Origin of the sequence: Serratia sp. 2723, from assembly GCF_050434425.1 — a bacterium.
Taxonomy (GTDB): domain Bacteria; phylum Pseudomonadota; class Gammaproteobacteria; order Enterobacterales; family Enterobacteriaceae; genus Chania.
Genome location: NZ_JBNDIN010000008.1, coordinates 1 through 13,355, shown reverse-complemented (window position 1 = coordinate 13,355; position 13,355 = coordinate 1). Strand labels below are relative to the sequence as shown.

13 protein-coding genes and 1 pseudogene are annotated in these 13,355 nt (G+C 56.3%); all 14 read left to right on the top strand.

What is annotated here, in order from left to right; all coding sequences use genetic code 11:
• Positions 1-247 precede the first annotated feature (247 nt).
• The gene (locus ABIE29_RS13720; protein ID WP_429619326.1) at positions 248-1,312 is read left to right on the top strand and encodes an ATP-grasp domain-containing protein; all 1,065 of its coding nucleotides are present in this window, start codon (positions 248-250) and stop codon (positions 1,310-1,312) included.
• 3 nt (positions 1,313-1,315) lie between these two features.
• The gene (locus tag ABIE29_RS13715; protein WP_429619325.1) at positions 1,316-2,446 is read left to right on the top strand and encodes a phosphoribosyltransferase domain-containing protein; all 1,131 of its coding nucleotides are present in this window, start codon (positions 1,316-1,318) and stop codon (positions 2,444-2,446) included.
• The gene (locus tag ABIE29_RS13710) at positions 2,439-3,212 is read left to right on the top strand and encodes a hypothetical protein (protein ID WP_429619324.1); all 774 of its coding nucleotides are present in this window, start codon (positions 2,439-2,441) and stop codon (positions 3,210-3,212) included. Before ABIE29_RS13715 ends, ABIE29_RS13710 begins: the two co-directional genes overlap by 8 nt.
• Before the next feature lies 1 nt (position 3,213).
• Positions 3,214-4,293 carry a cysteine protease StiP family protein gene (locus ABIE29_RS13705; RefSeq protein WP_429619323.1) on the top strand — a complete coding sequence of 360 codons (1,080 nt, stop codon included), beginning with the start codon at positions 3,214-3,216 and terminating at the stop codon, positions 4,291-4,293.
• Positions 4,293-5,249 (top strand): HpcH/HpaI aldolase/citrate lyase family protein, encoded by a 957-nt coding sequence (locus ABIE29_RS13700; protein WP_429619322.1) that lies wholly within the window; start codon positions 4,293-4,295, stop codon positions 5,247-5,249. Before ABIE29_RS13705 ends, ABIE29_RS13700 begins: the two co-directional genes overlap by 1 nt.
• A 2-nt stretch (positions 5,250-5,251) precedes the next feature.
• A complete protein-coding gene (locus ABIE29_RS13695; protein ID WP_429619321.1) occupies positions 5,252-5,725 on the top strand; it encodes a tellurium resistance protein TerW in 474 nt (157 codons plus the stop codon).
• A 734-nt stretch (positions 5,726-6,459) separates the two neighbouring features.
• Positions 6,460-7,098, top strand: a complete 639-nt coding sequence (locus ABIE29_RS13690; protein ID WP_429619320.1) for a vWA domain-containing protein — start codon at positions 6,460-6,462, stop codon at positions 7,096-7,098.
• 20 nt (positions 7,099-7,118) lie between these two features.
• Positions 7,119-7,763 carry a TerD family protein gene (locus ABIE29_RS13685; protein ID WP_429619319.1) on the top strand — a complete coding sequence of 215 codons (645 nt, stop codon included), beginning with the start codon at positions 7,119-7,121 and terminating at the stop codon, positions 7,761-7,763.
• Positions 7,760-8,398 carry a vWA domain-containing protein gene (locus ABIE29_RS13680; protein ID WP_429619318.1) on the top strand — a complete coding sequence of 213 codons (639 nt, stop codon included), beginning with the start codon at positions 7,760-7,762 and terminating at the stop codon, positions 8,396-8,398. The genes ABIE29_RS13685 and ABIE29_RS13680 overlap by 4 nt, the downstream gene beginning before the upstream one ends.
• Before the next feature lie 84 nt (positions 8,399-8,482).
• A complete protein-coding gene (locus ABIE29_RS13675) occupies positions 8,483-9,523 on the top strand; it encodes a TerY-C metal binding domain-containing protein (RefSeq protein WP_429619317.1) in 1,041 nt (346 codons plus the stop codon).
• Positions 9,523-11,124 (top strand): PP2C family serine/threonine-protein phosphatase, encoded by a 1,602-nt coding sequence (locus tag ABIE29_RS13670; protein ID WP_429619316.1) that lies wholly within the window; start codon positions 9,523-9,525, stop codon positions 11,122-11,124. Before ABIE29_RS13675 ends, ABIE29_RS13670 begins: the two co-directional genes overlap by 1 nt.
• A gap of 30 nt (positions 11,125-11,154) precedes the next feature.
• Positions 11,155-12,654 (top strand): helix-hairpin-helix domain-containing protein, encoded by a 1,500-nt coding sequence (locus ABIE29_RS13665; protein ID WP_429619315.1) that lies wholly within the window; start codon positions 11,155-11,157, stop codon positions 12,652-12,654.
• A gap of 154 nt (positions 12,655-12,808) precedes the next feature.
• Positions 12,809-13,138 (top strand): annotated as a pseudogene (locus ABIE29_RS13660) (RNA-guided endonuclease InsQ/TnpB family protein); the annotation flags it as partial.
• A 77-nt stretch (positions 13,139-13,215) separates the two neighbouring features.
• The coding region (locus ABIE29_RS13655; RefSeq protein WP_429619448.1) for a PAAR domain-containing protein at positions 13,216-13,355 on the top strand (140 nt) is incomplete at its 3' end.

Below are 13,355 nucleotides of genomic sequence, written 5' to 3'. Positions count from 1 at the left end.
ATGGTGTTCATGCACAACCCCATTTTTGCCTTCCATCCACTCAATATTATCTAACCGTATATTTTAAAAGAATTTATTTTTTTAATATTTGGTAATCCCTTGGCTATAACATTCATTTAATGCCACTTTTCAACGTATGTTTTCACTTCTCGACTGACATCATGTTATGATTGACATCGCTAGCGGGTGGCCTCAACCCACAGCGATCCTTTTAACCATCAAGCCTAGAACGGTAAAAAATCAAAAAATGACACTCAAAATGTGGCTTATGGAAGGTTTATCTTCCCAGCGGGATATTATTCAAGGCATCGTTTCATTGGTGAAAGCCAGGCAAACTGCCGTGACGGTGGTGGCCTCACACCGTAATGAACGTAACGAGATCCTCTCCCAGGCAGACATCGCCCTGTTCGAACCGAAAGAAGACGAACAACGGCTACCCTTCATTCTGTCTACGGTGAAACAGTGCGGCATCAACGCCATCCACACGGGCCGCAACACGCAGTGGTTCGAAGCCCATCGTCAGCAGATCGAGGCTGCCGGTGTCACACTGACCACCGGTGCCAGCAGCCAGGCGATGTTTGAACTGGCCGATGACAAAGTGGCATTTGCCCAGTACATGGAGCAACAGGGGCTGCCGGTCGTCCCCTCCCTGCGCATTGAGTCGGTGGCCGAGCTGCGCGATCTGATTGGTCGCTCCCCTTTCTCTGGCGCGCAATTGTGCGTCAAACCGGTGAAGGGTATTTATGGCATGGGATTTTGGCGTTTTGATGAAAGCGTGGGCCCGATGGCCGCCTTTACCCATCCGGAAAACCGCAAAGTGAACCCGCAGCGCTACCTCAATGCGCTGGCGGACGCTGGCGAGTTTGAGCCACTGGTGCTGATGCCTTACCTGCCTGGCCCTGAATACTCCGTCGACATGCTGGTTGATCGGGGTACGGTGCTGGCCGCTGTCGCACGCAGAAAAGAAGGGGCGTTGCAATATCTGGAAAACCACGGCGAGGCGTTTGAGCTCGCTAAAGCCTGCGCTACCGCAATGCAGGCCGACGGCCTGGTCAACGTGCAGACCCGCAACGACGCAAGCGGGCGTCCGGTGCTGCTGGAAATCAACCTGCGCCCGTCGGGCGGTATCGGCTATACCCGTTTCAGCGGCGTCAATCTGCCGGGCCTGTTCGCCCTGTATAAGCTAGGCGTGATGAGCCAGCAGGCAGTGATTGATGAGGCCAAAGCCGCATTCTCCCCAGCGATCGTCCGTTCTATTACCGATGTCGTCAGATATCACCCCGTGCTCGACAATCTGCTGGTGAGGGACTAACCCATGCTAAATACCTATTCCCGCACGCTGTCCTGCGGCACGCTGAAAGTAACCCCAACGGGCGGCACGATCGCGCTGGATGAACTCTTTGACGTAGCCGAAAGGCGCAACCCGAAACGCGCGTTTCTGTTCGTCAGTAAAGTGTTGGGCCGCCATATTCCGGTGAAGCCGAGCATCATGCGCGCCGTTTATCAGCAATTGGCCGCGCTGTTCCCGGCCTGTGATCAAGGCCCGGTGCTGTTTATCGGCATGGCGGAAACCGCCGTCGGCTTCGGGGCCGGTGTGTTTGACGAAGTCCGGGGCAGCGTTAGCGACCCGGTGTACCTAACGTCCACCCGTCACCCGGTAGAGGGGGGTGAGCTGCTGTGCGAATTCAAAGAAAATCACAGCCACGCCACCGACCACCTGCTTTATCTGCCACAGGATGCCGAACTGCGCCGCCGCGTGCTGGCAGCCAAAACCGTAGTGCTGATCGACGATGAGGCCACCACCGGCAACACCTTTATCAACCTGCTACAGGCGTTACAGCAGGATGCCGGGTTACACAACATTGCCCGCGCCATCACCGTGACGCTGACCGACTGGAGCGGCGACGCGCTAGCCCAGCGCAGCCCGATCCCCATCCAGTACGTGTCATTGGTTCAAGGTGACTGGCACTGGGAAAAAAATCCCGATGCTCCGGTGCCGGTGATGCCTGCAGTCAACGTAACCGCCACCGGTAGCGTACCGATCACCGGTAAACAAAGCTGGGGCCGCTTGGGCATCTCATCGCCAAGTGCGGATCTGGGGCGCGATATTCAGGCGCATCCAGGGGAGAAATTACTGGTGCTGGGCAGCAGCGAATTTGTCTGGGAGCCCTTCCTGCTGGCTGAACGCCTGGAAAAACAGGGGGCCGAGGTTAAATTCAGCTCCACTACCCGTTCGCCGATTGCCACCGGGTTCGCCATCCAGTCCGCCATCGCCTTTGGCGATAACTATGGGCTGGGCATCCCCAACTTTGTCTACAACGTCGCCCACCAGCAGTTTGACCGGATCCTGTTGTGTATCGAAACCCCTGCGGCAAGCGTTGATCCCGCGTTAATTGAGGCGTTAAAACAGGTCGCCCCTAGCGTTGAGGTCGTTTGCTATGAATAAGCCGGTCATTTTCTCCGATCTGGACGACACCCTGTTCCAGACGCGCCGCAAGATGGTCGATGAGCTAGACCTGGCCCCGTATCGCACCGGGGCCTTGGATCGCAGCCTGGAGCCACGCAGCTTTATGACCGAAGAACAGTCGATGCTGGTGGACTGGATGCTGGAGCATGCCGAGCTTATCCCGGTTACTGCGCGGGGAACAGAAGAGATTGCCCGGGTGAGTATCCCGTTCAAGTCTTGGGCCGTCACCACACACGGTGCGGTGATCCTCAATCCGCAGGGTCAGGCGGATCCGGCATGGCAGGCGCTGATGCTGGAAAAGCTGCATCCTTACGCCGCCGATCTGCTGGCCATGCAGCGCAAGATCACTGAGCTGATGGCCGAACGCCACATCAATGGCTGGGCGCGTATCAACTATGAATACGGCGACACGCCGGTCTATCTGGTGATGAAACACCGCGACAGCACCCGCCTGGACGAGCTGTACGCCATCGCCGACGAGATTGAACAACTGTTCCCTACCAGCGGCTATTACGTCCACCGTAACAGCAACAACGTTGCCTGGTTGCCGACCGTGGTAGAGAAAGGGCTGGCCGTCACCTTCCTGCTGGAAAAACTGCGGCTTGAACGCGGTGTGTTCCCGGTTATCGGGTTGGGCGACAGCCTCAGCGATCATCGTTTTATGAAGCTTTGCACCTGGTTTGGCCTGCCGCGCCAGAGCCAGTTCGCCGAAGCGATCTCCCGCCATATTTTCGGAGAGCAGTAATATGTCTGAATTTGTGCCCTTTTCCGGCTCCTACCTACCCGAGGACGTTCACTTTCTGCTGCAACCGGTAGAAATGGAAATGACGCCGGTCGATCAGAAAGAACAGCTGATCCAGTCCGGTGCCCGTCACTACTCGGAAATGTTGAGCCAGGAGCCGGAGCCGACCCCTTCACACCTCGACCTGTTTGCCCGCGCACTCGATCAGGGAGCAGGACGCCTGGCAAAAGAAGTCTCGATGCTGGCCCTTGCGCTGATTGAACGGTTCGGCGATACGCCAATTGTGCTGGCCAGCCTGGTGCGTGCCGGTGTTCCGCTGGGGGTGATGCTCCAGCAAACGCTGCGGGCCATGGGCAAAGAATCGTATCATTACGGCATCAGCATCATCCGCGACCGGGGCATCGACTCGGTGGCGCTCGACTGGATCGAGGCGCGTCACGGCACCGAAGGGATAGTGTTTGTCGATGGCTGGACGGGCAAAGGTGCCATTACTGGCGAACTGATCCGCTCCCTCAACAACCGGCCCGGTTATCCTGCCCAGCCCCGCCTGGTGGTGCTTGCCGACCCGTGTGGGTGTTCGTGGCTGGCCGCCAGCGACGACGACTGGCTGATCCCGTTTGGCATTATGGGCGCACCGGTTTCCGGCATGATCTCACGCTCTATCTGGTCAAACGAAGGTCTGCATGGCTGCGTACAATGCGATCATCTCGCCCGGTTTGAATGCAGCCGTCTGCTGGTGGATACCGTGGCACAGTATCGCGCCAGGCTGGATAGGGCAGGCATAGCGTCCTGCACCCAGGATGCCGACAGAAAGGCTTACCTGAAACAACAAAGTGAGAAGGTGGTTAACCACCTCGCCGAAAAATATCAGGTTGCCAGTATTAATCGAATTAAACCAGGGATCGCAGAGGCTACACGAGCCGTGCTACGCAGAGTACCGGATCACGTCTTGGTCCGTGCGGTAGACGATCCCGACGTTGCGCTGCTGGTCTATCTGGCGCGCGAAAAGGGGCTGACCATTACCGAAGTCGGTGATGAGATCGGGCAGTACCGTGCGGTGACAATTATCAAGAAGGTGCTCTAATGAACCAACGACTTTCCCCTTGGCGGCTGGGTGCTTCACTCTATATGCCCGCTACCAGAACGGATATCGCCGATGCGATCCTCAATAACAAGATCGCCGGTTTACGTTCGCTGATCGTCTGCCTGGAAGACGCAGTCAGTGACGAGGATATTCCCCAGGCGCTGGACAACCTGCGCGAACTCACCCAAACCTTGGCCAAAGCCAAGGCCGCAGAGGGCAATGCCCACTGGCCACTGGTGTTCGTGCGGCCTCGCCATAAAGAAATGGGTAAACAACTGCTGGCGAGCATGGATTTCAGCGCAGTGGACGGCTTTGTGCTGCCCAAATTCACGCTGGCTTCGCTGCCTTACTGGTGGAACCTGATGCAGGACTCGCACCTGTGCATGATGCCCACGCTTGAGACAGAAGAAGTGTTTGACGTGCTGCAAATGCGTGAGCTGGCCACCACCCTGCATCACCACCCTTGCTATCGGCGCATTATCGCGCTGCGCATCGGTGGTAACGATCTGATGAACGTGGTGGCGCTCAGAAGGCCGCGCAGCCTGACACTGTATGACGGCCCGATGGGTTATGTGATAAAAATGCTGGTTGCCGTATTTTCCCCGCGTGATTTCGCCCTGACGGCACCGGTTTGTGAGCATATTGACGATCATCAGGTGATGGATAGGGAGTTGGCGCTTGATATCGCCCATGGCCTGGTCGGCAAGACGGCGATCCACCCGAATCAGATCGGCAAGATCGAAAAGGCGCTGATGGTTCAGCCCAACGATCATACCGATGCCCTGCGGATCCTAAACTCCTCTCAGGCAGTATTTAAATCGCAGGGAACCATGTGCGAACCGGCAACGCATCGCCGCTGGGCGTCAGAGATCCTGGCGCGTGCTCAGGTATATGGAATTGCCAGCGAGTCATCCCAGGGAAGCCACCGATTTAGCATCAACGCAGGCAGTCATTAATCATGCAACTTAATACGCGACAGGAACGGATCTATAAGCTGGCTCTTTTGCTCAGTGCGGGTAAACCCATATCTGCAGACAAGATCATCTCCGAGTTAGACTGCTCGGGTCCGACCCTAACGCGCGTGCTTAAGGAACTGAGAGGCTCCTATGAGGCGGAGATCAAATACCGCAAGGCCACTCACTCCTATCAACTGACTGTACCTGGGCTTTTAGACAAGAAGACGTTTCGCCGTATGCACGACGCGCTGGTGGCTAACTCGGAGCTGAAAACCAGCGAAACCGTCAGCCGAGTCTATCTGGATAAAGAGAAGAAGAAAGCCGTATCCCTGTCATTGAAAATGTCGGTGCTACGCAAAATCGACCGCTTATCCAGAATCACCGAAACGACCCGCAGCGAAGCGGTGGATATGGTTGTCGAGCGCTGTATCGACGACCTGGTGCGCAGCATTCAGGCCAGCAAGCAGAAACCATAACACCCCTCACCCTAACCCTCTCCCACAGGGAGAGGGGACTGTCCGTGCTACAACTCAACGGCATCCTCTATATCAGCCCTGTTATAGATCAACACCCACATCTGGCCTCAACACCGGATACGTCCCCACAAACCTCAACCGGTTCACGTCGTAGGGTGCGCCCCCACCGATAAACTCCCTCATCTGATGCCAACTCCGCGCTGGCCCCCTCTCCCTGTGGGAGAGGGGATTGTCCGTGCTACAACTCAACGGCATCCTCTATATCAGCCCTGTTATAGATCAACACCCACATCTAACCTCAACACCGGATACGTCCCCACAAACCTCACCCGGTTCACGTCGTAGGGTGCGCCCCCACCGATAAACTCCCTCATCTGATGCCAACTCCGCGCTGGCTCCCTCTCCCTGTGGGAGAGGGGATTGTCCGTGCTACAACTCAACGGCATCCTCTATATCAGCTCTGTTATAGATCAACACCCACATCTGACCTCAACACCGGATACGTCCCCACAAACCTCACCCGGTTCACGTCGTAGGGTGCGCCCCCACCGATAAACTCCCTCATCTGATACCAACTCCGCGCTGGCTCCCTCTCCCTGTGGGAGAGGGTTGGGGTGAGGGGAGAAAGCGATCGCAAAATCAACAAATCTACTCCTGCAAACGTGGGTATTTCTGTTGAGATAACGACCAGAACACTTATTATGTAAAAACTAGGCACTCAATAAGGGAATACGATGAGAAGACTTCCGGTCTATCTGTTACTCGATACTTCGGGCTCCATGACGGGCGAACCCATTGAAGCGGTCAAAAATGGGGTGCAAACGCTGCTCTCCACCCTGCGACAAGATCCCTACGCCCTTGAAACCGCCTATGTTTCCGTCATTACCTTCGACTCCTCCGCACGCCAGGCTGTGCCCCTCACCGACCTGCTGAGCTTCAAGCTGCCAGAACTGGTGGCCAGCGGCACCACCGCACTGGGTGAAGCCCTCTCCTTGGTCGCCACCAGCATCAGCAACGAAGTGCAGAAAACCACCGCCGAGACCAAAGGCGATTGGCGCCCGCTGGTGTTCATCATGACCGATGGCTCACCAACGGATGACTGGCGCCAAGGCGTCAGCGACTTTAAAGCCGCCAGAACCGGCGTGGTCGTTGCCTGTGCCGCCGGCCACAGCGCCGAAACCAAAGTGCTACAGGAAATCACCGAGATCGTCCTCCAGCTGGATACGGCGGACTCCACCTCGATCAAAGCCTTCTTTAAATGGGTGTCGGCCAGCATTTCCGTCGGCAGCCAGAAAGTCGAGTCAGGCAAAAAGGAAGTCATTGGCCTGGACGATTTACCGCCACCACCACCCGAAGTTAACGTTGTTTTATAAAACATCATCAAGGAGATTTTATGTCAGTCAGTTTACGTAAAGGACAAAGCGTCAGCCTGCGTAAAAACGAACACGACCTTTCCTCAGTCACCATCGGGCTCGGCTGGGATATCAATGAAGAGAAGAAAGGCCTGCTGGGTGGTCTGTTTGGCAAGAAAGAGCCGGAGTATGATCTCGACGTCATCGCCTTCCTGTGTAATGCCCAAGGCAAAGTCGCCGATCTGGGCGATGTGGAAAACGGGCGGCCTTCGCTGGTCAACGGGGACATCATTTTCTTCAACAGCCTGCGCCATAAGTCTGGCCACATCTGGCTGACCGGCGATAACCGCACCGGCGCGGGCGACGGTGATGACGAGCAGATTATCGCCCAACTGAACTCCCTCGATCCCAAGTACGAAAAAATCGTCTTTATCGTGCAGATTTATAACGGCCAGGAACTGAAACAGCACTTCGGCAAGGTGCAAAATGCCTTTATCCGTGCGGTAGATGCCAAAAACGTGGAAATGGCGCGTTTCGATCTTTCAGGCGGGGCCGCCTTTGATGGCCAGCGTTCCATGCTGTTTGCCGAGTTGGTGCGTGAAAGCACCGGCTGGAAGCTGAATGCGATTGGTGAACCTTCCGATTCCGACTCCTTCGTGTCCCACTTGAAGAATTACCTACAATGAGAAGATTACCCGTTTACCTGTTGATTGATACCTCCGGATCGATGCGCGGGGAATCTATTCATGCCGTTAACGTGGGTATTCAGTCAATGATGAGCGCGCTGCGCCAGGATCCGTATGCGCTGGAAAGCGTGCATATCTCCATCATCACCTTTGATAACGAAGCCCGGGAGTTTATCCCGCTAACCTCATTGGAAGAGTTCCAGTTCACCGACATTGTCGTCCCCAGCGCGGGTGGCACCTTCACCGGGGCCGCGCTTGAATGCCTGATCCAGTGCGTGGATCGGGATATCCACCGTTCCGATGGCGATCAGAAAGGCGACTGGCGGCCACTGGTATTCCTGATGACCGATGGCACTCCGTCAGACAGCCATGCCTATGGCGAGGCGATCAAAGAAGTCAAAAAGCGTTCCTTTGGCTCCATTATCGCCTGTGCGGTAGGATCGAAGGCCAAACATGAACACCTCAAACAACTGACCTCTCAGGTCGTGGCCCTCGAAACTCTGGATTCAACGGCATTTTCCAGCTTCTTCAAATGGGTGTCGGCCAGCGTCGCGTCAGGCAGTTCCAGTGCGGGTGTTAACACCGGGCAGGATGACCTCCCGCCACCACCGCCGGAAATACAGCTGGTTCTGTAGCAAACAGGCAAAGCCTCTACCCGGAGCTTTGCCTGTTTTTTCACGCGCATTGCAAGAAGCATCCGCCTGACGAGGTTTGTAACCATGAGAAGACTGCCCATCTTCCTGGTCTTGGACTGTTCAGAGTCCATGATCGGGGAAAGCCTGAAGAAAATGAATGATGGCCTGCAAAGGATCGTCAGCGACCTGAAAAAGGACCCCCATGCGCTTGAGACCGCCTGGATATCGGTGATCGCCTTCGCCGGGGTGGCAAAAACCATCGTTCCGTTGGTGGAGGTAGTGTCGTTTTATCCCCCTCGCCTGCCGATCGGCGGTGGCACCAACCTGGGCGCGGCATTGCGGGAACTGACCCGTCAGTTGGATCAACAGGTCAGAAAGACCACCCAGGAACGCAAAGGCGACTGGAAACCGGTGGTGTACCTGCTCACCGATGGCCGCCCAACGGACGATACCGCCCCCGAAATCAAGCGCTGGAAAGAACACTACGCCAACAAGGTCAACCTGATCGCCATCGGCCTTGGCCCCTCTGCGGATATGAACATCCTGCGGCAGCTGACCGATAACGTCTTACTGTTCACCGACAGTCAGGAAGGGGATTTCGCGCAGTTCATCAAGTGGATCACCGCTTCGGTTTCCGCGCACAGCCGCAGCGTAGGGGAAGATGCGCCTCCGCTACTCACCCATACCGATCATATAGTGCGGCTGGCCAAAGACGATATTACCAGAGCCTACGACGAGAACTGCGTCACCCTGACGGGCCGCTGCAACAAGTCACGCCGCCCCTACCTGATGAAATATGAACGCCCGGCCGTTAACCTCTCCACGCTGGATTTCAAGCTCAATATCAACGGCTTTAACCTCAGCGGCTGCTTCCCGATCGATGAGGATTATTTTGCCTGGAGCGACGAGTCGGCATCCGCTATTCAGGTCAACACCAGCGAACTGCACGGCGTACCGGGTTGCCCGTACTGCGGTAACGCCAGTGCGTTTGCAATGTGTACCTGCGGCAAACTGCTGTGTGTCAACGGACCCGATGACGTTATCTGCCCATGGTGCGATAAGGGGCTGACGTTCAGGGAAAACGGCGGCGACTCTGATTTCGACGTGACGCGGGGGAAAGGCTGATGCAAGACGTGGAGAAACTGCGCCAGAACGTGCTCATGCTGATCCTGGCAGAAACTGGCGCAACGACGGATGACGCCCAGCTTGCCGGCCTGCAAGCCGATGATGAGATCGGCACCTTGCTGACCAACCTCATCACGAAAGTGACGGCCAAGACCCCCGCAACGGTTGAGACGACAGAAACACCGCCGTTAGTTGCCAATGACGATACCCTGGCCGACGAACCTAAAGTGGTACTCACCAAGAGCGATGACATCCCTGTTGCCGCCCCAGAAACCGCAGATCTGCAAGCCTCTGAGGGCTGGCAGAAAGCACAGTTTGATCCACTGGAAGAGCAAGGAGATGCCGCATTGCCTGAAGAAAGCGCCAAAGAAAACCTGAAGCCAGGCCAGATCCCGTCCGGCACCGCAACCCCAATCAGCACGCTGCAGAACGTTCAACCACAGGCAAAAATCAACGTGGCCAACGCCCGCACCGGCGTCCCCTTCCACTCTGAAATCGATATCGTGCTGGATGATGGTACCAAGGCAGCAGTGCTGGCCGTTGCGTTCTCCAAAGCTATCGGCATCACCTTTGATCCGGCGACTTCCTCACTGACAGGAACCGCCACCGAAAGCGGCGACTTTGACATCACGGTCACCTGGTCCTGCCCTGCTGCGCCGCAATGCTCCACCCAAGTTCCCTTTATCGTTAACCCCGACCCGCGCAGCTTGTGGAAAATCCTCGAGCCGCCTGCCGATTCGCGCTATTTCAAACCGCATATCGCCCATCAGCAGATCCTGGAGCCTGGCGTGAACATCGTGGCGGCCAGCCGCAGGGGGCGTTCACACGAGCATGCGGGCACCTTCCGCGATGATGACTTTTACATTGCCAGCAATAGCGATACCGGCTGGAACATCCTGTTGGTAGCGGATGGCGCGGGCAGTGCTAAAAACTCGCGCGAGGGTTCGCGTATCGCGACTCAAACCGTGGGCGACTACCTGACGACCCTGTTGAATAGCGACAAAGGGCGGGAACTCAAAGCCTGCGTTGAAAACTGGGGAACTGACGATCAGCGTATAGTCTGGGAGGCGTTTAATCGCCTGTTCCGTCAGGCCGCGATCATGGCCGTCAACACTATCAGCAATGAATCCATCCGGGCCGAAGAGAGCGCCAAATCCTATTCGACCACGCTGCTGGTCACCGTTTCCTTCCGTACCGGGGCCGAGCTGTTCGCCGCCTCTTTCTGGTTGGGCGACGGTGCCATTGCGGCCTACGGGCCGGTGGGCAAAGTGCGCGTACTGGGCACGCCAGACAGCGGTGAGTATGCGGGCCAAACGCGTTTCCTGGATGCCGATGCCGTGAACGATGCGAACTTCAGTAAGCGCATCAGCATCGGAAAATGGACCGAGGTCTCTCATCTGGTGCTGATGACAGACGGCGTCTCCGATCCGCGGTTTGAAACGGATAATGGCCTGCAAAATAGCCAGAAATGGGATGATCTGATCGCGGAGCTGACACCCTGCCTGAGCGACCCTTCGCAGCCCGCAGAGCGGCTGGCCGAATGGCTGAACTTCTTCTCCCCGGGCAATCACGACGATCGGACCCTAATCGTGGCGTGGTGAATGGATTGGACTACATAGCGGGTGAGTGAAATGGCAAATATTGTTACCTGTACCACCAGGGATGGTGAAACCATCCAGTATGTCGATGAGATCATCGGCTCCGGCTCGATGAAGGACGTCTACTTTTCGCCGGATAAGTCATACGTAGTCGCGTTCTATAAAAAGCCGCAGAACGAGCAGGCGAAAGAGCGCATCGAGATGATCACTGGCCGCTACCGGCAGAACATCTTTGAACAATCCGGCGGCGATTACTGGCAAGGGCTGTTTTGTTGGCCCACCAGCATAGTGGAACACGACGGCAAAATCGGCATCGTGGTGCCCACCTACCAGAGCCACTTCTTCTTCAAGTACGGCTCAAAGAATAATGACTTCCTGGGGATTAAAGGCCGCGAGAAGGAAGGCAAATGGTTTGCCAGCGCCAATAACCAGAACAAGTTCCTGGATCCACGCGAACGTGGCAATACCCTGAATTACCTGAAGGTGTGCCTGCTGCTGACCCGGGCCGTCCGGCGTATGCACGCCGCTGGCCTGTGCCATAGCGATCTGAGCTATAAAAACGTGCTGATCGACCCCGAGCAGGGCCACGCCTGCATCATCGACGTCGACGGGCTGGTGGTGCCAGGCAAATATCCACCGGACGTGGTCGGCACGCCGGACTTTATTGCCCCGGAAGTGGTGAAAACCAGCCATCTACCGAAAGAAGATCCACAGCGCATACTGCCAAGCATCGCCACCGACAGGCATGCGTTGTCCGTCCTTATCTACATGTACCTGTTCTTCCGCCACCCGCTGCGCGGCGGCAAGATCCATGACATGGACGATGAGATGCGCGATGAATCGCTGGCGATGGGTGAAAAAGCGCTGTTTATTGAACACCCGACGGACCACAGCAATGCGGTCAAACTCAACCAGGTCAGCCCTTCTTCGTTACCTTGGGCCGATCCGCAGAAAGTGCCCTACACCATTATGGGCCCCTACCTGACGCCACTGTTTGAAAGGGCGTTTATTGAGGGCCTGCACGAACCCGCAAGACGGCCAACCGCCGATGAGTGGGAAACGGCGCTGGTGAAAACGGTCGACCTCATCCAACCGTGCCAAAATACGGCCTGCGAACAGAAGTGGTATGTGTTCTCCGGTAAAAACCGCCCGGCTTGCCCGTATTGCGGTACGCCGTTCAAGGGCAAGCTGCCGATCCTGAACCTTTACTCCTCACGTAAAGCCGGGAGCTTCCGCCCCGACGATCATCGCCTGATGGTGTGGAGCGGCCAATCGATTTATGCCTGGCACGTTAACCGCCTGATCGCCCCCAACGAACGTACGCCGGACGCGCAGAAAAAACGCGTGGGCTATTTCGTATTCCATAACGATCGGTGGTGGCTGGTAAATGAAGGCATCAGCGGGCTGCTCTCCTTGCCGGATAAAACCCCGGTAGCGATCGGTGACAAGCTGGCGCTGAACGACGGCGCTCAGTTTGTGCTTTCCACCGAGGAAGGCGGCAGGCTGGTGGTGGTGCAGTTGGTGTCTAGCTAGGTAGGATGAGTGCGGGGCTGCATTACCGTGGTGATGTACACCCCGCATTGGATTGTTAAAATTATGATTCTGGCCAAGCTAAAATATTATCAGGTGCGTCGTAAAACCCCGACCTTCAGGGCGGGGATATAAGGTGCGTTTTTCCGACTAACCAGGCTTGAACCGCTCGATACTGGATCAGGGCTGGGATGAAATGCGCCGCCAGCTTGAGTACAAGCAGCAGTGGCGCGGAGGTGAGGTTCTGGCGATACCTCCGGCATATACCAGCCAGCGTTGCGCCTGCTGCGGTCATACAGCGAAAGAGAACCGGCTGTCACAAAGTAGATTCGAGTGCCTTGAGTGCGGATATGGCAGGAACGCGGATATCAACGGTGCTCGAAACATTTTAGCGGCAGGACATGCCGTGCTTGCCTGTGGAGGGATGGTGCAGTCAGGCCGCCCATCGAAGCAGGAACCCGCCGAGTCTAGTCAGGCTTTGGTCTGAACGATGTAGAAATTTCGACTTCTTTCAAATGCATACATCCTGTAATCTATTAAGAAAATACTAACTATGGTGGGCGTATGGCAGGGAAAGCCGTGATTTTACAAGGCGACAAAACCTCTCATGGTGGGGTCGTGTTACAGGGATCTTCAGTGATGCAGTTCTGCGGGACGAACGTAGCGCTGGTAGGGCATTTGGTTTCCTGTCCGCAATGCAAAGG

What these genes read in the sequence shown, in the direction of transcription:
- ABIE29_RS13665 (WP_429619315.1), top strand. Translation starts at nt 11,155, where the DNA reads ATGGCAAATATTGTTACCTGTACCACCAGGGATGGTGAAACCATCCAG.
- ABIE29_RS13670 (WP_429619316.1), top strand. Translation starts at nt 9,523, where the DNA reads ATGCAAGACGTGGAGAAACTGCGCCAGAACGTGCTCATGCTGATCCTG.
- ABIE29_RS13715 (WP_429619325.1), top strand. Translation starts at nt 1,316, where the DNA reads ATGCTAAATACCTATTCCCGCACGCTGTCCTGCGGCACGCTGAAAGTA.
- ABIE29_RS13680 (WP_429619318.1), top strand. Translation starts at nt 7,760, where the DNA reads ATGAGAAGATTACCCGTTTACCTGTTGATTGATACCTCCGGATCGATG.
- ABIE29_RS13675 (WP_429619317.1), top strand. Translation starts at nt 8,483, where the DNA reads ATGAGAAGACTGCCCATCTTCCTGGTCTTGGACTGTTCAGAGTCCATG.
- ABIE29_RS13720 (WP_429619326.1), top strand. Translation starts at nt 248, where the DNA reads ATGACACTCAAAATGTGGCTTATGGAAGGTTTATCTTCCCAGCGGGAT.
- ABIE29_RS13695 (WP_429619321.1), top strand. Translation starts at nt 5,252, where the DNA reads ATGCAACTTAATACGCGACAGGAACGGATCTATAAGCTGGCTCTTTTG.
- ABIE29_RS13685 (WP_429619319.1), top strand. Translation starts at nt 7,119, where the DNA reads ATGTCAGTCAGTTTACGTAAAGGACAAAGCGTCAGCCTGCGTAAAAAC.
- ABIE29_RS13705 (WP_429619323.1), top strand. Translation starts at nt 3,214, where the DNA reads ATGTCTGAATTTGTGCCCTTTTCCGGCTCCTACCTACCCGAGGACGTT.
- ABIE29_RS13700 (WP_429619322.1), top strand. Translation starts at nt 4,293, where the DNA reads ATGAACCAACGACTTTCCCCTTGGCGGCTGGGTGCTTCACTCTATATG.
- ABIE29_RS13710 (WP_429619324.1), top strand. Translation starts at nt 2,439, where the DNA reads ATGAATAAGCCGGTCATTTTCTCCGATCTGGACGACACCCTGTTCCAG.
- ABIE29_RS13690 (WP_429619320.1), top strand. Translation starts at nt 6,460, where the DNA reads ATGAGAAGACTTCCGGTCTATCTGTTACTCGATACTTCGGGCTCCATG.